This is a genomic window from Salinispora vitiensis (assembly GCF_000378825.1).
In the GTDB taxonomy this organism is placed as follows: Bacteria; Actinomycetota; Actinomycetes; order Mycobacteriales; family Micromonosporaceae; genus Micromonospora; species Micromonospora vitiensis.
Window position 1 is genome coordinate 971,312 of sequence record NZ_KB900388.1, and the last position, 21,623, is coordinate 992,934.

A 21,623-nucleotide genomic window follows, 5' to 3' on the forward strand; every position below is an offset into this window, starting at 1 on the left:
GAAGAACCAGTTTTGATTACTGACCAGATACGTAAGATTTGCTGATGCTTGACGTCCGCCGCCTGCGCCTGCTGCGCGACCTGGCCCGCCTGGGCACCATCGCCGCCGTCGCCGAGGCGCACACCTACACGCCATCCGCCGTCTCCCAGCAGCTCGCCGCGCTGCAAAGAGAAGCCGGCGTCGCGCTACTGGAACGCGCCGGCCGCCGAGTCACCCTCACCTCCACCGGGGAGGCGTTGGTCGGACACGCCGAGGCGGTCCTTGCCGCCCTCGAAGCGGCGGACGCCGCGCTGGCCGCCGCCCGCGGGGGACTTTTCGGCACGGTGCGCATCGGCGCGTATCCAAGCGCCGTGCGTACGGTGTTGGCACCGGCCCTGGTCGTGCTGGCCCGCGACCATCCCGCGCTCGATCTGATGGTCACCGAGCTGGACCCGGTCGCCGTGCCCGATGCGCTGCGCGACCGTCGCCTGGATGTGGCCCTCGATCACGACTACGACATCGTGCCGGTTGATCCGGATCCGGCGCTGGACTCGACGCCTCTGCTGGAGGAAACGGTCTTCCTCGCCCTGTCGACCGAAATGGAGCCCGATCTTCGAGGCGACCCGATGCACTCGATGCGCGATGCCGAGTGGATCGTGGGTAGCCAGGGGACGCTGTGCCACTCGGTTGCCCTGCACGCCTGCGAACTGGCCGGCTTCCGCCCCACCGTGCGCCACCACGCCGACGACTTCACCGCCATGCTGGCCCTGGTGGCCGCTGGCCAAGGCGTCGGGCTGGTGCCCCAACTCGCCGTCGGGCAACCGCCCGCGGGGGTCCACCTCGCACCTGTCGCCATCCGACGACGCACCCGGATCGCGTACCGCAAGGGCGCAGGAGGCCACCCGGCAGTGGCCGCCTGCATCGCGGCGCTCCGCGGTGTCGGCCGTGACCATGGCGATGAGCAGGACAGGTAGGCCGGGCTGCGATCGATCTCAGTGTCCATCCGCCTGCACGACCGTGCCTTTCCTCGGCGAACACGGCATCTACTTCGCGGTCAAAGCCCGCGCACCGGGCTGCGCGCCGCACCCCGCGCCACCTTCCTCCGGCGGTCCTCACCGCATGTTTACATGCGGATGGTCTGCGACTGGTAGGGCTCTTCGAGGTAGTCGATCTGCTTCTCGGTCAGCGAAACGTCTACCGCCGCAACAGCATCATCAATGTGCCGCTCCTTGGTGGCCCCGACGATGGGGGCGGTCACCCCAGACTTACTCAGTAGCCAGGCGAGACCGATCTGTGCTGGTGGGAGAGCGCACTCGTTGGCGACCTGGGCCACCCGGTGGAGGATCCGCTCGTCGCCGCGCCCGTACAACGCCTCCCTGCGGTCGGCGTCGCCGCTGGACACGCGAGCGGTGGTGGCTGCCTCGGTCGCTCCGGCGCGGGCGATCAGTCCACGGGCCAGCGGGCTCCACGGGATGACGCCGACTCCCTGGTCGCGGCAGAGCGGGATCATCTCCCGTTCTTCTTCTCGGTAGAGCAAGTTGTAGTGATTCTGCATGGCAACGAATCGGGTCCACCCGGACATCTCGGCAGTGTGTTGCGCCTTGGCGAACTGCCAGGCGGCCATGCTGGAGGCGCCGATGTACCGGGCTTTTCCGGCGCGCACCACCTCGTGCAAGGCCTCCATCGTTTCCTCGATCGGTGTCTGGTCGTCCCAGCGGTGGATCTGGTAAAGGTCCACATGATCGGTGCCGAGCCGGCGCAGTGACTCGTCAATGGCAGTGTGAATGTGCTTGCGGGACAGCCCGCCGTCGTTGGGCCCCCTGCCCATCGGGAAGAAGACCTTGGTGGCGAGGACGTAGTCGTCGCGCCGCGAGAAGATCTTGCCTAGCAGGCGGCCGGTGACCTCCTCACTCGTTCCTGACGAGTAGATGTTGGCGGTGTCGAAAAAGGTGACTCCGGCATGCACCGCCCGCCGGACGATAGGTTCGGCGGCTTCCTCGGTGAGCACCCACTCGTCGCTCTTGCTGCGATCGCCGTAGCTCATCATTCCCAGGCAGATCCGCGAGACCTTCAGCCCTGTCCTGCCCAAACGTACGTACTGCACGTGGCTCGCCCCCAAGCGTCAACCAGATCACCGTGACCCTATGGGTAGGTGTGTGGTAGCACGCAATACCTGAGACCTCCGTCACCGGAAGCTCTCTCGGTTGGTGGTGACGGCGACCGACCGTGCGCGGGGCGGCTGGCCCGGTCGAGGCGGTGGAAGTGTCGCACCCCCTTCCTAGCCTGGCTTCGTTGAACCTTGTGACCCGGTCCGGTTCCGCTGGCCCGGTTTCCCCTGAGGAGTTACGGTGCTCAACCACATTGGCATCCATGTGCGCGACTTCGACGCCAGTCGTGTCTTCTACGACGCCGTCCTGGCCACACTTGGGGGGCGTCGCCTGTTGGAGTCCCCGACCCAGGTCGGCTACGGCACCAGCACTCCTGACTTCTGGCTCTATCCGCTGAGCGGCGCGGACGAGGGAGTCGAGGTGCACATCGCCTTCACCGCGGCTGACCGGGTCACCGTACGGGCGTTCCACGACGCCGCGGTGGCGGCGGGGGCGGAGGTGTTGCATGCGCCCAGAATCTGGCCGGAATACCACCCGAACTACTTCGGTGCTTTTGTCCGCGATCCGGATGGCAACAACGTCGAGGCAGTCTGCCATGAACCGGAGTGATCGCCTCCCCGGCGCCCGGCACGTACCACTGCCGTGCGGCCGGCACCTCCCGAGCCTTGAGCGCCCGTCGAGACCGCGAAGCTCCTCAAGTACTTCCTGAAGGTGTCCTCCTGATCCACCCGAATCCCCGATCGCCCTCCGAAGAGGGCGACCGGGGATTCGGCGGTTCAACGCCCGGCACCTTGGCGACATCGGGGTGGCACTCGTCCGACAGTCCTGACACCCGGGGACCGCCGGAGGCCGCGACCCGCCGGAGCTCAGCGGGTCGGCGGCTCGTCCGCGCCCGCTGTCTCGGCCGCGTCGGCCTCCTCCTTGGTGCGGTGCACCGCCTGGTCGGCGTGCTGCGGTGGGCTGTAGATCGTGTAGAGCACCAACGGGTTTTGCCCGGTGTTGATGAAGTTGTGTCTGGTGCCGGCCGGCACCACGATCTGACTGCTCCGAACGATTTCGCGCTTCTCGCCGGCAACCCGCGCTTCGCCGGCGCCACTGACGAAGGTCAGAATCTGGTCCGCGTGCTCGTGCACCTCGTCGCCGATCTCACCCCCGGGCGGGATCGTCATGACCACCAGTTGGAGGTGCTTACCGGTCCACAGCACCCTTCGGAAATCCGGATTCTTCTCAGCCACCGTCACGATCGTGTTATGAATCATGCTCTGCCCATACCCGTTACGACCGAACACCATGCCGCTGCCGCCGAAGTGCGCCGGCAGCGGCAGCGGGTCAGAGTGGCTCCCCGAGGGGCCCGTACTGTTCGGCCAGGTTTCGGGCCCAGTGGGCGGCGAAGTCCGGTTGGCTGCCGTCGGCGTCGGTGAACCCGTACTCCCGGTAGAGGCCCCAGGTGGCCAGCGCGCGCCCGGTCTTGGCCAGGATGTTGGGGTCCGCTGCCAGCGCGGCGACAGCCCGACCGAGGTAGGCCGGGGTTTCGGAGTGGGCGAAGTTCGGGTCCTGGGCCACCCCGTCGCGCCAGTTGGCCTCGGTGACACCGAAGTGTTCCAGCACGGCCTCCGAACGGAGAAAGCCCGGCGTGATGGCTACGGCCGCCACGTCGTGGGGCTTGAGCTCAGCCGCCTGGGCGACGGCGAGGCGGATGACCGCGGACTTCGCCAGATCGTAGAAGAGGCTGCCGCGGTAGCGGGCGGTGTTGCCGTCGGTCACCTCCACCACCAGGCCGCTGCGGCGGGCGACCAGGAGGGGGAGCGCGTAACGGCTGGTGATGATGTGGGTCTCCACCGCCTGCCGCAGCAGCCGCAGCCCGGTGTCGAGTTCCTGTTCCCACAGTGGATGTTCCCAGTCGGTGAGTGGATCGCCGCCCCATACCGAGTTGACCAGGATGTCGAGTTGGCCGTCCTGTTCGCTGGCGACCTGGCCGATGAGCGCCTGGACCTCGTCGGGACGGCTGTGGTCGGTGCGGACGGCGATGCCCAGTCCGCCGGCGGCGGTGACCCGCTCGGCGGTCTGTTCGATGGTTTCCGGGCGGGCGAGGTCGGAGCGTTCGCCGGTGCTGCTTCGTCCGGTGACGTACACCGTGGCGCCGGCGGCGCCGAGCTCGACGGCGATGCCCCGTCCGCCGCCGCGGGTGCCGCCGGCGACTAGGGCCACCTTTCCGGCCAGCGGGCGTACGTCAATGGTCATGACTCCTCCAGATCAGGGTCGGCGTGCGGCGGCAGGTGGGGCGCGAGTACGGCGTTGAGCTCCTGCCGAAGCCGCTGTTCGAGGCGGCCTTCGCGCTCCAGCGCCCAGTTCAGGCCGGCTCCGGCGGTGACCGCCTGCACCGTGCGGGCCAGTGTCGCGGGGCTACGGTTGGTGCGCAGCTCGCCGGTGCCCACTGCCTCGGTGAGGAGCTGCTCGATCATTCGTTGCTGCGTGTGGTGAATGGCCAGGGCACGTTCGTAGAGCTGCGGATCACCGAGGTCCATGCACAGGAACGCCAGGTGATTGGCGTAGCTCTCCGGGGTGCTCAGCGCCGCTGCGGAGCGCACCATCAGCGTCGTCAGGGCCCCGAGCGCCGAGTCGTGCGTGCGACGCACCTGCCCAACCAGCTCGCTGATGTCCTTCTCCGCCTGGTCGGCGAGGGCGAGGAGCAGGCCATGTTTGGAGCCGAAGCGTTGCGCCAGGGTCGCCGGGGCCAGTCCGACCGCGCGTGCCACGGCGGCCAACGTGAGACCCGCCGGACCCACCTGACCCATGACCTGCGTCGTCGCACGCAGGATCACCGTATCGTCAACTCCGCGCGGACGTCCCACCAGCAGCTCCCCCGACCGCCGGCACCAGCGACACCGACCTACTCCAACATTAGTAAATGATTGTTCGTTCATTAAAGCAGGTGACTGGGCCCCGGGCAAAACCCGCCGCTGCCCAGGGCCCACGTCCGCTGGTCAGGGCCGACCCACCGTCACCGTTGCCGTAGTTCGCGGCGGGCGAAGCCGTAGCCGAACGCCGCCACCAGTGCTGCCGCCGTGCCAAGGAAAATCGCCGTGCTGCCAAAGGCCTCGATCACCAGACCAGCGGCGATCGTGGAGAGCGGAAACAGACTCAACGCAGCGAAGACGATCGCGCTCATCACCCGGCCGAGCAGGTGCGGTGCGGTGCTCTGCTGCACGATCGTGATCACCAGTACGTTTGTGACGGTGCTGGCGAGGCCGGCCACCGAGAGTGCGACGACGGCGCCGAGATAGCCGGCGAAGGGCACCAACGCGACAGCCCCACCCAACACCAGGCCCGAGAGCATCGCCGTCGATCCGCGTCTGGGCAGCCCCGTCAAACCAGCGGAGCAGAGTCCACCCACCAGCGAGCCGGCCGTGAAGGCGGCGAGCAGACCGCCCAGCCCACCCGCGCCAGCGGCGAAGTCGTCGTTGTTCAGCGACGGTAAACCGACCCGGACCATTCCGCCGACGGTGAGGTTGGCGATCGCGGTGACCAGCAGGACGGTACGCAACAGCGCCGACTCACGAAGCAGTCGCCAGAACCCGATCTCGGCACCCGCCAGCGGCGGCGTCCCGTCGGCCGCTGGCGGCGGCGGTGACGTACCGCCACCGGTAGCGGCTGCCACCGGCATCACCGCAACGCGCCCCACGCCGCCGATCATCGCCAGGCAGGCCGCCGAAACGGCGAAGGTCACGGCATCCACACCGAACGCCACCGCTGGCGAGAGGGCGATCACCACGAGTCCGGCCGCACCCGGACCGATCATTCCGGCCGCGAAGGTAGCAGTGCTGTGTAGCCCGTTGCCGGCTTGCAACTGCTCGGCGGGCAGCAGCCGCGGGGTGATCGCGTAGGCAGCGGGCTGGAACAGGCCGGCGCCCAGCCCGGTGCCGGCCACCAGCACCGCAACGGCGAACAGGCCGCCAGCCCCGGTCACGGCAACCACGACGATGCCGGCGGTGAAGAGAACCCGAAGCAGGTCAGAGATCAGCATCACCGGCCACGGGCCGATCCGGTCGGAGAAAATCCCGCCCAGCGGTGTCGTCACCAACCGGCACAGCCCGTAGCCGGCCACCAGTAGGCCGAGATCGCGCGCGCCGCCGCCGAGCTGATAGACCAGAAACGGAAGCGCCACCGCGTGGAAGGCATCACCAAAGACAGAGATCAACTCGGCCGCGAACAGCAGCCGGTAGCCGCGGGTGCGCAGGGGAGCGAAGCTGAGCTGCGGCCGGAACCGGCGAGTGGTGGAGGTGGCCGCCGTCGTAGCCTCAACCATGGAGGGACACCGGAAGTGACTCCAGTCCACGCAACATGATCGTGTCTCGCCATCGGAGTTGACGCACCTCGGCGGCGAGTGCCAGCCTCGGGTACCGCCTCAGCAAGGCACCCAGAGCCACCTCACCTTCGAGTTTGCCGAGAAGCGCGCCGAGGCAACGGTGCAGGCCGTGGCCGAAGGCGAGATGTCCGGTGTCGTGCCGGTTGAGGATCAGACGGTCGGCGTCCGGGAAACGGTCGGGGTCCCGGTTGGCGCCACCGAGCGACACCAACACCAGCTCACCGGCGGGAATCACGACATCGTCAACAGCGACCGGCGTGGTGGTGAACCGTAGCGTTGCCATGGCGACCGGGGACTCGTAGCGGAGGAACTCGTCTATCGCCTCCGGCAGCGCGGGCTGGTTCGCCAGCAGCCATCGGTGCTGGTCGGGGTTGCGCATCAGGGCGAGGGTGGCGGTGCCGAGCAGGTTGACGGTCGTCTCGTGCCCACCAATCAGGAGCAAGAAGACCATGCCGATGATTTCGTCGTCGGTGAGCTGGCCCGCGTCACGCGCGGCCAGCAACTCCGTCAAGAGGTCGTCGCCGGGCCGGGTCTGTCGTATTCGTAGCTGAACCGCGATGTAGTCGGTCATTTCCCGCAGCGCCGTGGCGAAGGCAGTAGGGTCGTCGTCGTGCGTCAGGATCGCTGTTGACCAGGAACGGTAGACGTTTCGCTCCTCGGCTGGGAAGCCAAGCAGTTCACAGATGACCAACATCGGTAGCGGGAAGGCGAAGTCCTGCACCAGGTCCACCGTCGTTCGACCGGCGAGCCCGTCCAGCAACGAGGTGGTGATCCGTTCCACCAGCGGCCGCATCGCCGCCACCCGTCGAGCGGTGAACGCGCCCTGAACGTGGCGCCGTAACCGGGTGTGGTCCGGTGGGTCGCTATTGAGCATGTGGACGATGTCACCGCCGAGGGTAACCCCAGCGACCCGGTTGTCGGCCAGGGCCTGGGCGCGGCGGGAGTCCTGCCCGAATCGTGGGTCGGCCAGCGCCGCCCGCACATCCTGGTAGCGGGCAATGACCCACATCGGGAGGCCCTCGTCGCTGTGCAGGATCGACACCGGGCCGTTGGCGCGGATGCGGGCCAACGTCGGGTACGGATCGGCGATATACGGCACCGGTGGCGGGGCCGACGTGCCGGTCACGGTCTCCACGGCTCTCCTCGCGGTCGGAGCGGTTGGCGGTTGGTGGGAGAAAGGGCCTACCTACACGCTCAGGGCAGGAGACGGCCACCGGTACGCCCAGGTCGGCAGCCACCACAGATACCCGGACTGCTCGGCGACCAGCCGTGCCTCGGTCAGCTCCTGGCGCACCGGAACGGGTAGCTGCCCGGCCGGGACCCCCTCCGTCAACTCGGTGATCGCCGTCAGGTGCGCTGGTTCGTCGATGGTGTACATCTCCAGGGTGCCGAGCCGCCGGTCGCGTACCTCGGTGAACCCCGGGCCCCGCCGGGACACGCACATCCCCAGGAAGAACGACGTCTGCCAGCCCCGTACCGCCGCGTCGTCGCCGACTCCGTCCACTCGAGCCGGCGGATACAGATGGTTGAACAGGCCTCGACCCGCGCAGCCGTCGTGGCAACGGGCGACCCACTCCACCGAGATCGCGTAGGCGGTGAGCTCCCGGATTAAGACCAGGGTGCGGGCGGCGACGACGCCCGCGTCCGGACACAGGTCGACCGGGTCGGCGAGCCGGACCTGCCGGACGCCGAGGCGGTAGAACTCGGCGACGACGGGTTCCCACGCGCCGGTGATCCGTCGGGTACCGAGCGACATCCCCGGGACCCGGACCGTGGTGGGCTCGTAGTCGCGGGACAACTCGAGCTCGACCCCGGTTGCGCTCCACTCGGTCAGCTCGGCGAGCTCAGGCGACGACGGTGGCACGCGATTCCTCCTCATGCCGCCGGGCAACAGCTCGACGGTGGTCGATCCGGGTTAGTACCTGGTTGTGGGACTCCACGGCGAGGTGCACCTGGTAACCGCCGTCGTGAAACAGCAGACCCAGCGCCGTCCACCGGGACAGCAGCGGCTCGACGGCCGCCGCACCGCCGGGCACCTTCGCGACGAGGGTCGCGACGGTACGGGGCTGGCCCAGGAGCCGAAACAGCTCGACCTCGGCCGGCGTGGTCAGCTCCAGCACGGTCCAGTCGTAGCCGGCGCGTCGGCTGACCAACACGATCCGGTCAGCAAGCTCCTGGTACGTGAGCCGGCTGACCGGATACTGCGCCTGCCAGGTGCCGAGTGCCGCCTCGAGCTCGGCGGCCTGGGCTCCGTCGATGCCCTTCGGCGCCGACGTGAAGACGTACGCCAGGTCGGCGAGCTCGGTCTCGGGCAGCCGGTAGATCTCGGTGTACTGGGGGGCCGGCCGTAGGGTGGCGAACCCCAGCTCCGGGCGGTCGAAGTAGGGGCTGTACCGCTCGATGGCGATCCGGGTGGAGCTGATCGGCGGCTCCAGATGGTGCAGGGCCGGCAGCTGCGCGACGACGGTGGTGTAGTCCCGTGCCGTCTCACCGGGGAACCCATACAGGTAGTTCCAGCTCGCCGTCACCCCGGCGCTCTGCGCGTCGCGCAAGGCCCGTACGTTCTGGCAGCCGGTGACGCCCTTGTCCATCAGCCGCAGCACGTTGCTGCTAAGGCTTTCCACCCCGGGCTGGACCTGCACGGCACCGCCGTCGCTCAGCTGCTGGAAGTGATGCCGACGCAGGTTGGCCTTGACTTCGAAGTGGAGGCGCAGATCGTACTCCGATTCTGCCAGCCACCGCAGCACCGTGTCGAAGTAGGTCATGTCCAGGATGTTGTCCACGACGATGAAGTCGAGCAGTTGGTGGCGGCGTGCCAGGTCGAGGAGCTCGTCGAGGAACCGGGCCGGGCTCTTGCTCCGAAACTGCATGAACGAACCGTTGAGCCCGCAGAACGTGCAGTGGTGCTTCTCGCCCCACCAGCAACCGCGGGAGCCTTCGACGACCAGTTTGGGCGCTACCCAGTCCGCCGCCACCGACGCGTCCAGTCGCTCCAGGTAGCCGGTGTAGTCGGGCGCGACGATGTGGGTTGGCGGCAGGGGAGTGGACGACATCGGGTTGGCCTGTCCCGCCCCGTCCCCGTCCCGCCAGCACAGGCCGGCGATTCCCGCCAGCTTCGTCCGGTCAGGTGCGGTGGTCAGCGGATCGAGCGCGTCCAGTAGGTGCGGGAAGGCGACCTCGCCCTCACCCCGCACGACGTAGTCGACATAGGGAAAGTTGCGGTGCAGCGCCGCCCCCTGCGGCCCGTCGCAGTTGGCGCCACCGAACACGATCTGGGCCTGCGGCCGTAGTTGCTTCAGCAGCCGGGCGACGGCCAGGCTGGCGGTGTTCTGCTGGAAAGTGGTGGTGAAACCGACGACGTCGGGCGTCGTCGCCGCCAGTTCGGTCGCGAGCCCGCGGATGAACTCGGGCACCACCCGGTGCAGCGACCCGGTCCGTGCGATCTCGGCATCGGCGGTGCCGTTGCCGGCCAGCAGCCGGGCGTAGGAGTCGAATGACCGGTCTGCGTCGTCGAGCAGGCCGGAGAAGACCCAGTCGCCGGCGCCGAGGAAGTAGGAAGACTCCGAGAAGTACTGATAGTCGGCCAGCGTGAGGTTGGTGACCCGGGCCGCCCAGTCCACGAAGTCGAGGTTCGCGTAGCGGACCTCGACTTCGTGGCCACCCCGGCTGGCTGCCGTACGCAGGATGCCCAGCGCCAGTGACGGAACATCGATCGAACCCCACGGCATGCTGACCAGGACGACCTTCATCGCGGATCCTTCCGTTGGTGGGCTTCGTTCCGGAGCGGGCTGCTCCGGAACGAAGCCGTCGAACTCGCGGTCACCACTGGTGATTACTCGCTGACCGCCACCTTGTCGGCCGCTGGATCGGTCCCGCCGCTCCGTTCGGCCGCAACCGCCCGGTCCATGTCGAGGAACATCTTCACCACGACCGCCCCGCGCTCCCGCTCGTTGGTGGCGATCGGGTCATGCCGTACGCTGCGTCGCTTCATGCGATTCACCTCCCTCCCTGGCTGGTTGGCTGGTACGGGCGGCCGTCCGCTGTGGCCGCCCGGGTTCGGTCCGGTCCTAGTGCCTGACCGGCGTACCGGAGTAACTCGTCGAACGCCCGGGTCTGGCTGTCGGCGTTGCCGAGATGGCCGCCGGACATCCAGTGCAGTTGGTGCGGCACCCGGCGGTGGCGCAGTGCAGCGACGTAGCGCCGCACCTGGCCCGGCGGGCAGCGGTCGTCGTCGCTGGCAGCAGCGATGAACAGGGGGCCACGTACCTGGTCCAGGTAGGTCATCGGATTGGCCGCTCGGTATCGCTGCGGTACGTCGTCGGGCCCGCCGCCGAAGAGCTCGTCGTCCACCTCGCGCAGCGCAATCGTGGTGCCGCGGTAGGCAGCCGGGTAGTCGGCGATGGGGGCGACGGCGAGGCCGACCGACCAAGCGTCCGGGGTGACTCCCATCGCGAGAAGAACCAGGTACCCGCCCCACGAGTATCCGCACAGGCCGACCCGGCCTGGTGTGGCGATGCCGCGGTGGAGCAGGTCTCGCCGTACCGAGGTGAGGTCGTCCAGCTGGGCCAGCCCGACCCGGTGGCCGTATCCTCGTTGCCACTGCGGCCCGTACCCGGTCGACCCCCGGTAGTTGGTACGCACCACCGCGTACCCGGCGCGCACCAGCAGTTCAACCCGAGGGTCGTAGGCGTCGCGGTCGTGCAGGGACGGCCCACCATGGACCAGGAACAGGGTCGGCCATGGCCCGGCACCGGGCGGGGTGGCCAGGAAACTGTGGATCCGACCGTAGGGCTGGGTGGTCCACAGTTCGCTACGCCGGGCTGTTCCGGTCGGCTGCGCCGGGCCAGCCGCCCGCGGTGCCTCCCGGGCCGCTGCGCCGAGTTCGGCGACCCGGCGCTGGGGCGGCACCGAGGCGCCGGTCCAGACGTAGTGGATGTCACCGTCTGGCGCGCACGTCAGATCCAGGATGGTGCCGGGTGGGGTGGCGATGGTCGCGGGTTCACCGCTGGTCAGGTCGGCCAGCAGTAGCCGGCTGCGGCCGGCGTGGTCGTGCTGGATGAGCACCTGCCCGTCCGTGCCGTACCAGTGGGCGGTGACCTCGGTGTCGTAGGAGAGGGCTGCTGCCAGTGCGATACCCCGATCACGCTGCCAGGTGCCGACCCGATACCCCGCTGGTGTCTCGACGATGACCAGCAGCTGCGGGTGGGACCGGTCGCCGGGGCGGAACTCGAGCGCCCAGATTCGCCGATGGTCGCTGCCGGCTACGATGTCGAGCCGACCGTCACTGAGGCGAATGACACTGATCGCCGTGTCGCTGTCGGCCCGCCCGGCCAGTGCGACCGTATCTCCGTCAGCGGTCAGATCGACCAGTGTCGCGTAGCCCGCCGCGGCGGCCACCAGCTGCCCGGCGCCGCCGGGTCTGCCCACGTAGCATCGGGTCTCGGTTTTGGTGCCGATGCCGACCGCGACCCGGCCGCCGGAAGCGTCGAAGGCGATCCCGGCCTGCCGGCCGGGCGGCAGGCCGGTGAGGGCGGCGGGTGGTGTCGTCGGGTCGGTAGGGGTCGGCCGGAACGGTTGCCGTCGCCAGAGCCCGATCCCCGACGGGTCCGCGTCGAACCACCAGAGGTGCCGGCCGTCGGGTTCGATGTCGTAGGCGGCCACGCCGTTCGGGGCCGTGGTGCGGACCTGCCGCTGATCGGTGCGTCGGTCCCAGGTCAGGATCTGGGTCAGACCGTTGTCGACGTAGACCTCGACGGACTTTTCAGGCTGCTGGGCAGCGAAAGCAGGCGCGTAGGGAATGTGCACAGTCACCCCGATCCAGGCCAGGCACCTACCGGATCGTAATTGATCAATTGCTTTCGGTAAATAGACGGTCGCCGTTGGCTGTCGGGGTTTCGGAATAGTTTCTCAAGCCAGAAAAGTCGTTAATTGTCTTATTTTAGGTACTGGAGCTGGGCTTGCCGTTAGCGTCGGCTCATGTGGCTTCGTGCTGTCCTGGGTGCCATCCTCACGGCGATGGGAGCAGGCCAGCTTGTTTCGTGGCCCGTGATGCCGGACATCCTCGCCGCGTACAAGATCGCGCCGGCGGCGGCGTTGCCATGGCTGGCCGCGGTGCTGATTGTGGCGGAGCTGGCCGGTGGGCTCTGGCTACTGACCCGACCGCGGTCGTACGCGCTGACCCCGGTCTGGATCTACACGGGAGTGGCGGCGGCCTGGGCCGGTCTGGCGGCGCCGGCGTTCGTACGTGGGCTGGCGGTCAACAACTGTGGTTGCTTCGGGCGCTTCCTGCCCCAGGGACTCGGCTGGTTCGTGCTGCTTCAGGACGCCCTGCTGCTGCTCTACGCCGGGCTGTTGCTGCGCGCCACCCGCAGGGCTCGGGCTCGGTCGGCAGCAGCCGGCGCGACAGGCTGAGAGAAGGCGGCGCGGCGAAGTCGGGGCCGCCGCCCGAACGGCTCAGGGGAGAAGCCAGCCAGACCCATGGTTGCTCCACCACCAGGAGAGGTACCGCCGCAGTTCCTGCGGCGTGGCGAGCCAGCCCCTGTCCTGGTAGGTGAGGATGCGTTTCACCTCGCCGGGAATCAGGTCCTCGGAGGTGGCGCCGGTCTCCGGGATCGGCGCCTGTGGGGCGACGGCCGCGGGAGCCGGGACGACGGGTATGCGGATGCCACGTCTTTCCAACTCCTTGAGGACGGTGAGATAGAACCGCGGCAAATGGTAGGGGGAGGTGGTGAGTGCGATGCTGGTGATGGCACTCTCCTGCACCTGGTCCGCGATCCAGGAGGCCTGCCGGCCGGTGTTGGGCGACGGGTCGCGCTGTAGCTGGAGCCCTTCCCGGCGGCGGAGGCCGAGACCACGTAGGTAGTCGAGTGTGACCTCGGTGTAGGTCTTCTCCGCCGGGTTCCCGCTCGTGACCAGCAGGTGGCGGAGGCGGGGATCTGCCTCCCAAGCCCGGATCGCGTGGGTGAAGCGCCACTCTTCCCCCTGGCCGGTCGCCACTGCGACGGCGTCGACGTGGCTGGTAGCCGCCGGAGGTATGGACAGGATCAGCGTGGTGGCCTTGGTCACCTCGAGGAGTTGACCGGCCGAGAAGCCATCCAATTCTTCGTCCTGTACAAACCGGGCAATCGCCGACTCGGTGCTCATCTGGGCCTCCAATCGAGGGCTGGGCAGGGCTCCGGGGGCCGGGGCTGGGTTCCAGGGCCCGGGCGCCTGTGCGCTAGGAAGGTCGCCATGGCAGAAGGATCTTCGCTTAGCAGCGCGGGTCGGGCAATGGCGGTGGCGACGTTGGTATCCCGGGCCGTCGGCTTCGTCCGGCTGGTGGTGCTGGCCTCCGCGCTGGGAATGGGAAGTCGTCTGCTGGACAGCTACAACGTGGCGAACACCCTGCCCAACGCCGTCTACGAGCTTGTCCTCGGAGGTGCGATGGCCAGCGTGGTGGTGCCACTGCTGGTGCGTGCCGCACTGACCGAACCCGATGCCGGGGTGCGCTACGCCCAACGGCTGCTGTCTCTGCTGGTCTACGGGCTCGGGGCCGTCACCCTGATGGCGATGATCTTGGCTCCATGGCTGGTCGCCATCTACACGCCGGGATTTTCCACTGAGCAACACGACCTGGCGGTGCTGCTCAGCCGGTTCTTCCTGCCCCAGATTCTGTTCTACGGACTCAGCGCCACCGCCGGTGCTGTGCTAAACACCCGGGGACGGTTCGCCGCGCCGGCGTGGGCGCCGGTTGTCAACAGCCTGATCGTGATCGCTGTCGGGCTGACCTACCTGGCGATCGGCGGCACCACCAGCATCACGTCGATGCCCGCCGGGCAGCTGCTGTTGCTCGCCGTGGGCACCACCGCGGGCGTCTTCGCCCAGATGACTCTGGTGGTGTGGGCGCTGGCCCGCAGCGGCTTCACCTTTCGGCCCCGGCTCAACCCACGGGGTGTCGGGATCCGCCGAATCGGCCGGCTCGGCGGCTGGGTCCTCGTGTCGGTCGTCGCCGCGCAGATCCTGCTCGCGGTAGCCACCCGGGTCGCCTCGATCAGCGAACCGGGCGGGGTCAGCGCCTTCCAGACCGCGCTCGCGGTGTTCCAGATGCCGTTCGGGGTCATCGTCATGTCGGTGATGACCGCCATGCTGCCCCGGCTCAGTCGCCACGCCGCCGGCCGCCAGCACGCCCACATCGTCGAGGACCTGTCCCAGGCGGTACGGCTGGCCGTCGTTGCCGTCGCCCCGATCGCGGTGACCCTGACGGTACTCGGCCCACAGATCGCCACGCTGTTGTTCGCCCACGGCCGCAGTTCACCGGCGGCGATCGCCCTGCTGGGGACGGTGGTGGCTGCCTTCGGGGTGGCCCTGGTGCCGTTCACCGGCTTCATGATCCTGCAACGCGGGTTCTACGCGCTGCAGGACACCAGGACCCCCGCGGTCATCACCGTCGGGGTCACCGCCGTCGGCGTGGCCGGATGTGTCGCCGCGTCGTGGCTACTACCCCGCACCAACGCCGTGGTCGGGGTTCCCCTCGCGTACGCGGTCGCCTACACGGTCGGCCTCACCGCCGCCGCCCTTCTCCTGCGCCGCCGACTGGGCCGGATCGACGGACACCGGCTACTGCGTACGCATGCCCGGGTGGCGGTCGCCGGTGTCCTCTCCGGCAGCTGTGCTGGCCTCACGGTCTACGCCCTCGCCCCGCTGCTCGACTCCCCGAGCAGCGGGGCGCTGATCACCGTGACCACGGCGGGCATCATCGGCTGCGCCGTCTACGTTGCGGTGGCCCGCCTGGTGCACCTCACCGAGCTGCGGCAACTCGTGACAACCGCCCTAGCCGGCAGCAGATTCTGCTGATCCGCTGCGGAAGCGAGCCTGCGCCACCAGCCGGGTCACGTCCGCCACGGTGGCCGGGCCCGGATTGACCACGCTGACCCAACCCCGGGCGGCGTAGACCGGATGGGGCAGCAGGCGGTCCGGCTCCGCGAAGTCGAGCCCGTCGCGGTGTGCGGCGAACTCCTCCGGGCGATAGCCGAACAGGTTCCGGAACTCGGCGCACCCCACCTCGATGTCCAGCCGGTACCGCCCGGGCTCGGACAGGCGGGACCGCTCGTCGGTACCCGGGGTGTCGTTCCCGACGATCGTGGCGAACGGTCGCACCCGATCCGCGCCGGTGAAGAAGAACCGGTCGCCCCAGGTGTGAGGCGGCTGCTCGGAGCCCGGCAGGATCCGGGTCTCGGTCACCCCCGTCAGGCCGGCGATCCGGGCCGCGTCGGCCGCGCCCGGCTCGGAGCCGATGTGCAGGATCGCATCGCAGGTCCCGACCGTCGCCGCTTCCAAAGACGACAGCCCGAGCAGGTCGGCCGTGCGTTCACGTAGCTCGTCGCCCGTGGGCGGCGGAAAGATCCCGGTCTCGGCGCCGAGCTGGTGCTCGTAGGTGCCGGGCTCCGGCGGCCCGAGACCGAGCGGCCCGCTCGCCCCGAGACTGCCGGCCACGTACACGTACCTTCTGCCGAGCGAGGCAGACACGATCGAGCCGGCGCCGTTCCACTGGAAGGCCAGGTCCTGGCCCTCCCAGTGGCTGTCCCACCGGCTCGGGTGCCGTTGCAGGTGGGAGTTGTGGGCGGAGACCAGGACCGGCCCCCGGTCCCGTTCGCGGGTGAGGATGTCCAGCAGACTTTGCGCCATCAGCGCATCCCGGACGGCGAGCAGGCGACGGATGCGTTGCGACTGGGTGCCCGGTACGGCCATCGCGCCGTGGTAGGTGAGCAGGCCGACAACCACGCCGGCGAGGACCGTGGCGCGGTTCCAGGACTCCAGCGATGTCTCCCGGATCAGGCGAGGCGCGTCGGCGTACAGCTGTGTGCGGAAGTCCTCGGCGATCCCGCGTAGCGTCGTCGCCTCCCGTGACCGGCCGGGAGATCGCGTCGCGTCGTACATGATTTCGGGAGCGGTCCAGCGCTCCTCAGCGCCGACGAGGCCGTCCAGGTCGGAGACGGTTTCGCCGAGGTAGTCGCGCAGTTCACGCAGCATCGGCCCGGGATTGGGCGCGCCGGTGATCTCGGTTGGGGCGTCGAAGCCGTGGAAGGTGACGCGCTCGTCGGGCGGCAGCTTCTCGTTGTGGGCGCGCAGCCAGTCGACCAGTTCGCGGCTGGCCGGGTGGGTGCCCCAGCCGTGGCTGATGCCGGTGCTCAGGTCCACCTCGTCGCGGCGGCCCTGCACATAGTCGTTGACGGCGAGCCCGGCGGCCCGGTCCGATTCGATGGCGATGGACCGGAAGCCCTGCCCGACGAGGGTTTCGAGGATCCGATTGCGTAGGTGGGGGAAGGCCGGCTCCCCGTGGTAGGGCTCGCCGATCGCGAGCAGCCGCGGCCGGTGGGCGCGGACAAGGGCCTGCAACTCCATATCGAAAGCCATGACCTTAACCGTATCGTTGAACCTTCGGTTTAAACTGTGGCCATCGTTGAACGGGAGATTGGCTGTTGAAGTCTCAAAGGGCGGTGTACCGTCCGGTTGACCTGGCCCGGGTGCACGGGCTCTCCGCGCAAGCGGTCCGCAACTACGAGGCGGCCGGGGTGATCCCGCCGGCTTCGCGGACGCCGAGCGGCTACCGCAGCTACACCGACAACCATGCCGGCGCGCTGACCGCCTACGTCGCGCTTGTTCGGGGCTACGGCTTCCAACCGGCCGGGGAAATCATGAGGTCGGTCCTCCAGGACGACCTCCCCTCCGCCCTGACCGTCGTCGATGCCGCCCACGTACTGCTGCACCGCGACCGGGAAACCCTGGACCAGGTCGCCGCGGCGGCCGTCGTGCTGGCGTCCGGAGCCACCTCGGCCGCGCCTGGTCCGGCCGTGCCGGTCTCCGTCGGTGTTCTCGCCCGCCGGCTCAGTGTCACCCCAGCGACGCTGCGTAAATGGGAGCGGGCGGGCATCCTGGCCCCAGCTCGGTCCCGGACCGCGCGGGTCTACTCACCCGAGGACGTACGCGACGCCGAGCTCGCCCACCTCCTGCGACGCGGGGGCTACCTGCTGCACCACATCGCCGCGGTGATTGAGCAGGTGCGCGCCGCCGGTGGGGCCGGCCCACTGGCGGCGTCGATCGAACAGTGGCGGGAGCGGATCGCCGCCCGCGGCCGGGCGATGCTCACCGGATCCGCTCGCCTCGCGGACTACCTCTCCTACCTTGAGCTCGCTCGCGGTGACACCGCCACCTCAGCTCTGGACTCACCAGGCCAGCACCCGGCGGGCTGACTCGTACTCCTTGGTCAGCTCGTCGTCGATGCGAGATGAACGCTGCTGGGTGAGCTCCACCGCCGGGTCGTGCCGCTCAACGCCCTCGAGCATCAGGTGGCGCAGACCGGTGGGCGGATGAGAGGAGAACAGCGACGCCTCCTCGCGGCCCGACAGCTGCCGCAACAGCGGCAGCTGGTCGGTACCGGCCGCCCGCGACTCGGCGACCGCCGCCTGCCACCGTTGGGGACCGTGCCCCGCCCTGGACTCCCGGCGTACGGCGAGCGACATTGACTCGACCCGTAGCGCGACGTCCAGCAGGCTCGTCGCAGCGGCGGTTCCCGCGACCTTCGCGGACATCTCGTCAGCCAGGTACTCGGCCCGTTGACTGTCCCGTAGCGCCACGCACACGAGTGCCACATGCAGCACGAACAACAGACGGGACAACGGGTATTGGATGACCCGCCCAAGGGCCGCCCCGATCCACTCGATGAGGCCGGGGGCGGTCGACGGCGCCGGGCGGAGAAGGTCCGCCGCGGAGCCGAGGGTGGTGAACGCCGGCTGGGTGAGCAGCATCCGCCGCGGGTCGCCGTTGACGAAGTGGCCGAGTTCGTGACCGAGCAGGGCGACGCGTTCCTGCGGTGCGAGGGACCCCCAGTACGGCAGTCCGAGGCACAGCACCCGACGGCGGATGCCTATCGTTGCCGCGTACGCGTTGAAATCGGCGTTGACGGCAATCATGTCGGGAGCCGGCGCCCCAACCGCCTGCGCCACCTCGTCAACCAGGGCGAAAAGCTCGGGTGCGCGGTCTCGGCGGAGGACGTCGGCGTCGGGGTCGAGCCGCCCGAAGCGGGGCCGTAGTCCGACGGCGAGGGCGAGCAGGGGAACCGCCAGCAGCAGCGACGGGCTCGGAAAGGAGAAGGCGAGGAGCAGCCAGATCCCGGTGACAGCGAGGGCCACCACGCCGAGGAACAACAAGCAGGATGCGGTGGCGGTGACGACGGCGGCTGCGCCGACGCCACTACTGCCCAGCGATCGCCCGAGTAGCCGGTCGAACTGGCGACGGGTCATCCGGTACCCGATGTCATGGATCCGTCGGTCCAGCCAGCGCCAGCCGAAGAACGGGCCGATGCGCTCCACGTCGTACGCTTCGAGGTTCCACTCGCAGACCGGGCACCACGGCAGGGCCTCGCGCGGAGCGACTGTGGCTGTACCGCATTTCGGGCAGGTGTCACCGACAGCCCTGGTATCGATCATGAGCGCTGATTCTGCCGACCAACGCTGACACCGGGTACCGCCCGTTCGGCCGATCTGTTGGCGGTCAGGTTCCGTCCTTCCCGGATGCAGGCTTTGGTACGACGGCTCGTCGGTTGGCCAGCCAATCCTGGCGGGTGGCCGCGTACTCAACCTCACCGTGCTCGCTGCCGGGCAGCGGGTCGTCGAAGTGCTGGTGGAAGGTGCGTACGTAGTCCAGCCCGACCGCGGCCATGGTCGCGCGGGAGGGCAGGTTCACCGCCATCGTCTCGGCGAAGATGCGGCGCAGGCCCAGGTCGGCGAAGCCGTGCCGGATCAGTTCACGGGCACCCTCGCTGGCCAGACCTTGACGCCAGTACCGGCGCAGTAGCCGGTAGCCCAACTCCGCCTGCCCCTCAACCGGCCCCTGATCCGCGCTTTCCGGCGGCTCTAAAACCCACCATCCGACAAACGAGCCCGCCACCAGCCCGGCCCAGAAACCGAGCCCGGGAACCTTCGACGCGGCGGCGATTCGCTGCCGATGCACCTGCGCCACTTCCGCCCGCTGCCGCGGCCGGCCCAGGTAGCGCATGACTTCCGGATCCGCGTCGAGCTGGACCTCACCCGCCAGGTGATCGTCGCTCAACGGCACGAGTTGGATTCGCGCGGTCCACAAAGTTGCCTGGGTCACGAGCGGCATAATGCCGCGGTCGAGCGGGCCACCTCAATCGATTTTCACCACGTCTGCATCCCGGCGACTCTCGGCCCGGTGCCGCCCCCAACCAGGCACTACGAAGGCTCCTATACTCGACGAAGCCAGGGTCTGCTGCACCGATACCCCGATCGTCGCCGCTGCCACGTTCCACCTGTTGGTCCAGGAGTTGGCATGACGTCACCACCGGCTCCCGTCTTCGACCAGCTCCTGCTTCGCGACCCGCACCGGCGGTACAACGCGCTGCGGGACGAGGCTCCGGTACATCACATCCGAACGCCAGATGGCGCTCCCGCGTGGCTGGTCACCCGCTACGACGACGTACGAGCGGCATTCACCGACCCGCGCCTGTCGGTCGACAAACGCCTCAGCAGCACCGATGGTGAGCACGGTTCTTCGCTGCCTCCCGAGCTGGACGCGCATCTCCTCAACCGCGACCCGCCCGACCACACTCGGCTCCGACGTTTCGCCGCCGCCGCCTTCACCCCTCGCCGCGTCGCCGACCTGCGCCCCGCGGTGGAGCGGATCGTCAGCACGCTGCTGGACGGTCTGGCTGGCAACGACCATGCGGAGCTGATCGGCTCCCTCGCGTCACCGTTGCCCCTGCAGGTCATGCAGGAGCTCCTCGGCCTGCCCACCCAGACCAGCGTCGACTTTCGGACGTGGACGAACACCCTGCTCTCCGCCGACGCCAATCAGCCCGCCCAGTCCCGATCTGCCATGGCCAGCATGCGGCGGTTCCTGATCGAACAGTTGGCACACAAGAGAGCGCGGCCCGGCGATGACCTGCTGACGGGTCTCCTCGCCCCCCATGCGGACGGCGACCGGCTCAGCGACGACGAACTCGTCGCGATGCTCTTCCTGCTGATGTTCGCCGGTTACGACAACACCGCCGCGCTCATCGGAAACGTCGCCCACGCGCTACTCACCAACGCGGAGCTAGCCGAGGCGGTACGCACCGGGTCGCTGGCGGTCGACGAACTCGTCGACGGCGTCCTGCGGTGGAACCCTTCCTTCCCGCTGGCCGTACGACGGTTCGCCCGTGAACCCGTCACCATCGCCGGCCAGCTGATCCCCGCCGGCGATCGCATCTGGCTCTGTCTGGCCAGCGCGAACCGCGACCCCGCGCAGTTCACTGAACCCGACACACTCGGTACGACCGGCATGCGGTGCCCGCACCTGTCCTTCGGGCACGGCATTCACTACTGCCTGGGTGCACCACTCGCCCGCCTCCAGACGACCGTGGCCATCACCAGCCTGCTCGACCGCTTTCCCGGGATCCGGCTGGCCGTGCCTGCCCAGGACATCCGGTGGCGGGAATCGTTCCGACTACGCGGACTGGTCGCCTTACCGGTGTTCCTGTCGGACGGTTGTGGCTCGGGTGGAACCTACGGCTGAGTGACCCGCAGTGTCGGCGCGCTCGATGATGTCTTCGACTTGCTATGTGACCCAGAGCTCATCTGCGCGTTCGGGCCGGCACATCTCGGCCAGCTGTCGGAAAGCCTCGGCGGCTGCTGCCACGGTGGCGGATGGCCGAGAGGGCTCCACGTGATTACCTATCGTGCCACGGTCGACGTCCCGAGGGAACTCGTGCAGTATCTCGGCCGGCTACTCGCCGCGCAACGCCGAGCCAAGGGAACGCGCCGCGGCACCCGCGCCCTGACCTGCTTCTACCAGGCACTGCTGGTGCTGGTGTGGTTCCGCAAGGCCGAGGACCTGACTCTGCTTGCAGCCGGGTTCGGCATCTCCCGGGCCACCGCGTACCGCTACCGCGACGAGGGCATCACGGTTCTCGCCGCCCAGGCGATCGACCTGCATACCGCCCTGCGCCAGACCGCCGCCGATGGCTGGTCCCACGTCATCCTGGACGGCAAACTGTTCGACTGCGACCGGCTGGCCGAGACCACCCTGTCAGTCAAGGGTGAGGTGATCGACGCCTGGTTCGCTCAGCGACCTTCCGCTTCAGCTGCCGGATCTCCTCCAACTCCACACTCGAGGCCGCCGCCATAAACTCGATC

At 68.8% G+C, this 21,623-nt stretch carries 21 protein-coding genes; 7 read left to right on the plus strand and 14 right to left on the minus strand.

The window, feature by feature from the left end; all coding sequences use genetic code 11:
• Positions 1–44 precede the first annotated feature (44 nt).
• A complete protein-coding gene (locus SALPAC2_RS0104460) occupies positions 45–953 on the plus strand; it encodes a LysR family transcriptional regulator (protein WP_018215441.1) in 909 nt (302 codons plus the stop codon).
• Between the two features lie 149 nt (positions 954–1,102).
• Here the strand turns inward: SALPAC2_RS0104460 and SALPAC2_RS0104465 are convergent, their stop codons facing one another.
• Positions 1,103–2,083 carry an aldo/keto reductase gene (locus SALPAC2_RS0104465; protein WP_033661773.1) on the minus strand — a complete coding sequence of 327 codons (981 nt, stop codon included), beginning with the start codon at positions 2,081–2,083 and terminating at the stop codon, positions 1,103–1,105.
• Between the two features lie 244 nt (positions 2,084–2,327).
• Here SALPAC2_RS0104465 and SALPAC2_RS0104470 point away from each other — a divergent pair, with 244 nt between their 5' ends.
• A complete protein-coding gene (locus tag SALPAC2_RS0104470) occupies positions 2,328–2,696 on the plus strand; it encodes a VOC family protein (RefSeq protein ID WP_018215443.1) in 369 nt (122 codons plus the stop codon).
• Between the two features lie 257 nt (positions 2,697–2,953).
• On the opposite strand, the gene SALPAC2_RS0104475 is transcribed toward SALPAC2_RS0104470, so the two are convergent.
• The 9 genes from SALPAC2_RS0104475 to SALPAC2_RS0104515 form a co-directional block, all read right to left on the minus strand.
• Complete coding sequence (locus SALPAC2_RS0104475; RefSeq protein WP_397540867.1) at positions 2,954–3,379, minus strand: cupin domain-containing protein; 426 nt, start codon at positions 3,377–3,379, stop codon at positions 2,954–2,956.
• Positions 3,380–3,416: 37 nt separating this feature from the next.
• Positions 3,417–4,328, minus strand: a complete 912-nt coding sequence (locus SALPAC2_RS0104480; protein WP_018215445.1) for an SDR family oxidoreductase — start codon at positions 4,326–4,328, stop codon at positions 3,417–3,419.
• Positions 4,325–4,942: a TetR/AcrR family transcriptional regulator gene (locus tag SALPAC2_RS0104485; RefSeq protein ID WP_026184421.1), complete on the minus strand. Its 618-nt coding sequence runs from the start codon at positions 4,940–4,942 to the stop codon at positions 4,325–4,327. Before SALPAC2_RS0104485 ends, SALPAC2_RS0104480 begins: the two co-directional genes overlap by 4 nt.
• A gap of 146 nt (positions 4,943–5,088) precedes the next feature.
• Positions 5,089–6,393 carry an MFS transporter gene (locus SALPAC2_RS0104490; RefSeq protein WP_018215447.1) on the minus strand — a complete coding sequence of 435 codons (1,305 nt, stop codon included), beginning with the start codon at positions 6,391–6,393 and terminating at the stop codon, positions 5,089–5,091.
• Positions 6,386–7,588, minus strand: a complete 1,203-nt coding sequence (locus SALPAC2_RS0104495) for a cytochrome P450 family protein (protein ID WP_018215448.1) — start codon at positions 7,586–7,588, stop codon at positions 6,386–6,388. Before SALPAC2_RS0104495 ends, SALPAC2_RS0104490 begins: the two co-directional genes overlap by 8 nt.
• Before the next feature lie 51 nt (positions 7,589–7,639).
• Complete coding sequence (locus tag SALPAC2_RS0104500) at positions 7,640–8,317, minus strand: DUF5825 family protein (protein WP_018215449.1); 678 nt, start codon at positions 8,315–8,317, stop codon at positions 7,640–7,642.
• Complete coding sequence (locus tag SALPAC2_RS0104505; RefSeq protein WP_018215450.1) at positions 8,298–10,202, minus strand: RiPP maturation radical SAM C-methyltransferase; 1,905 nt, start codon at positions 10,200–10,202, stop codon at positions 8,298–8,300. The genes SALPAC2_RS0104500 and SALPAC2_RS0104505 overlap by 20 nt, the downstream gene beginning before the upstream one ends.
• 83 nt (positions 10,203–10,285) lie before the next feature.
• Entirely contained in the window at positions 10,286–10,444 is a 159-nt protein-coding gene (locus tag SALPAC2_RS27465; protein WP_018215451.1) for a hypothetical protein, read from the minus strand.
• A 5-nt stretch (positions 10,445–10,449) separates the two neighbouring features.
• A complete protein-coding gene (locus SALPAC2_RS0104515) occupies positions 10,450–12,264 on the minus strand; it encodes an alpha/beta hydrolase family protein (RefSeq protein WP_033661774.1) in 1,815 nt (604 codons plus the stop codon).
• Between the two features lie 165 nt (positions 12,265–12,429).
• Here SALPAC2_RS0104515 and SALPAC2_RS0104520 point away from each other — a divergent pair, with 165 nt between their 5' ends.
• Entirely contained in the window at positions 12,430–12,864 is a 435-nt protein-coding gene (locus SALPAC2_RS0104520) for a MauE/DoxX family redox-associated membrane protein (protein WP_026184423.1), read from the plus strand.
• A gap of 42 nt (positions 12,865–12,906) precedes the next feature.
• Here SALPAC2_RS0104520 and SALPAC2_RS0104525 read toward each other — a convergent pair whose 3' ends face one another.
• Positions 12,907–13,596, minus strand: coding sequence for an ElyC/SanA/YdcF family protein (locus tag SALPAC2_RS0104525; protein ID WP_018215454.1), 690 nt, complete (start codon positions 13,594–13,596; stop codon positions 12,907–12,909).
• 126 nt (positions 13,597–13,722) lie between these two features.
• On the opposite strand from SALPAC2_RS0104525, the gene murJ reads away from it, so the two are divergent.
• Entirely contained in the window at positions 13,723–15,285 is a 1,563-nt protein-coding gene (gene murJ, locus SALPAC2_RS0104530; RefSeq protein ID WP_018215455.1) for a murein biosynthesis integral membrane protein MurJ, read from the plus strand.
• Here the strand turns inward: murJ and SALPAC2_RS0104535 are convergent.
• A complete protein-coding gene (locus tag SALPAC2_RS0104535; RefSeq protein WP_026184424.1) occupies positions 15,262–16,845 on the minus strand; it encodes a DUF6194 family protein in 1,584 nt (527 codons plus the stop codon). The genes murJ and SALPAC2_RS0104535 overlap by 24 nt on opposite strands.
• An 83-nt stretch (positions 16,846–16,928) precedes the next feature.
• Here SALPAC2_RS0104535 and SALPAC2_RS0104540 point away from each other — a divergent pair, with 83 nt between their 5' ends.
• A complete protein-coding gene (locus SALPAC2_RS0104540; protein ID WP_018215457.1) occupies positions 16,929–17,681 on the plus strand; it encodes a MerR family transcriptional regulator in 753 nt (250 codons plus the stop codon).
• Here the strand turns inward: SALPAC2_RS0104540 and SALPAC2_RS0104545 are convergent.
• A complete protein-coding gene (locus SALPAC2_RS0104545) occupies positions 17,655–18,917 on the minus strand; it encodes a M48 family metallopeptidase (RefSeq protein ID WP_018215458.1) in 1,263 nt (420 codons plus the stop codon). The genes SALPAC2_RS0104540 and SALPAC2_RS0104545 overlap by 27 nt on opposite strands.
• A 64-nt stretch (positions 18,918–18,981) precedes the next feature.
• On the minus strand, positions 18,982–19,593 hold the full coding sequence (locus SALPAC2_RS0104550) for a GNAT family N-acetyltransferase (protein WP_018215459.1): 612 nt from the start codon (positions 19,591–19,593) through the stop codon (positions 18,982–18,984).
• Positions 19,594–19,779: 186 nt separating this feature from the next.
• Between SALPAC2_RS0104550 and SALPAC2_RS0104555 the strand changes: the two genes are divergently transcribed.
• Positions 19,780–21,003, plus strand: coding sequence for a cytochrome P450 family protein (locus tag SALPAC2_RS0104555; protein WP_018215460.1), 1,224 nt, complete (start codon positions 19,780–19,782; stop codon positions 21,001–21,003).
• Between the two features lie 150 nt (positions 21,004–21,153).
• Positions 21,154–21,615, plus strand: coding sequence for a transposase family protein (locus SALPAC2_RS24375; protein WP_050563163.1), 462 nt, complete (start codon positions 21,154–21,156; stop codon positions 21,613–21,615).
• Positions 21,616–21,623 lie beyond the last annotated feature (8 nt).

What these genes read in the sequence shown, in the direction of transcription:
- SALPAC2_RS0104535 (WP_026184424.1), bottom strand. Translation starts at nt 16,845, where the DNA reads ATGGCTTTCGATATGGAGTTGCAGGCCCTTGTCCGCGCCCACCGGCCG.
- SALPAC2_RS0104460 (WP_018215441.1), top strand. Translation starts at nt 45, where the DNA reads ATGCTTGACGTCCGCCGCCTGCGCCTGCTGCGCGACCTGGCCCGCCTG.
- SALPAC2_RS0104480 (WP_018215445.1), bottom strand. Translation starts at nt 4,328, where the DNA reads ATGACCATTGACGTACGCCCGCTGGCCGGAAAGGTGGCCCTAGTCGCC.
- SALPAC2_RS0104555 (WP_018215460.1), top strand. Translation starts at nt 19,780, where the DNA reads ATGACGTCACCACCGGCTCCCGTCTTCGACCAGCTCCTGCTTCGCGAC.
- SALPAC2_RS0104505 (WP_018215450.1), bottom strand. Translation starts at nt 10,202, where the DNA reads ATGAAGGTCGTCCTGGTCAGCATGCCGTGGGGTTCGATCGATGTTCCG.
- SALPAC2_RS0104475 (WP_397540867.1), bottom strand. Translation starts at nt 3,379, where the DNA reads ATGGTGTTCGGTCGTAACGGGTATGGGCAGAGCATGATTCATAACACG.
- SALPAC2_RS0104525 (WP_018215454.1), bottom strand. Translation starts at nt 13,596, where the DNA reads ATGAGCACCGAGTCGGCGATTGCCCGGTTTGTACAGGACGAAGAATTG.
- SALPAC2_RS0104550 (WP_018215459.1), bottom strand. Translation starts at nt 19,593, where the DNA reads ATGCCGCTCGTGACCCAGGCAACTTTGTGGACCGCGCGAATCCAACTC.
- SALPAC2_RS0104545 (WP_018215458.1), bottom strand. Translation starts at nt 18,917, where the DNA reads ATGATCGATACCAGGGCTGTCGGTGACACCTGCCCGAAATGCGGTACA.
- murJ (WP_018215455.1), top strand. Translation starts at nt 13,723, where the DNA reads ATGGCGGTGGCGACGTTGGTATCCCGGGCCGTCGGCTTCGTCCGGCTG.
- SALPAC2_RS0104490 (WP_018215447.1), bottom strand. Translation starts at nt 6,393, where the DNA reads ATGGTTGAGGCTACGACGGCGGCCACCTCCACCACTCGCCGGTTCCGG.
- SALPAC2_RS27465 (WP_018215451.1), bottom strand. Translation starts at nt 10,444, where the DNA reads ATGAAGCGACGCAGCGTACGGCATGACCCGATCGCCACCAACGAGCGG.
- SALPAC2_RS0104520 (WP_026184423.1), top strand. Translation starts at nt 12,430, where the DNA reads ATGTGGCTTCGTGCTGTCCTGGGTGCCATCCTCACGGCGATGGGAGCA.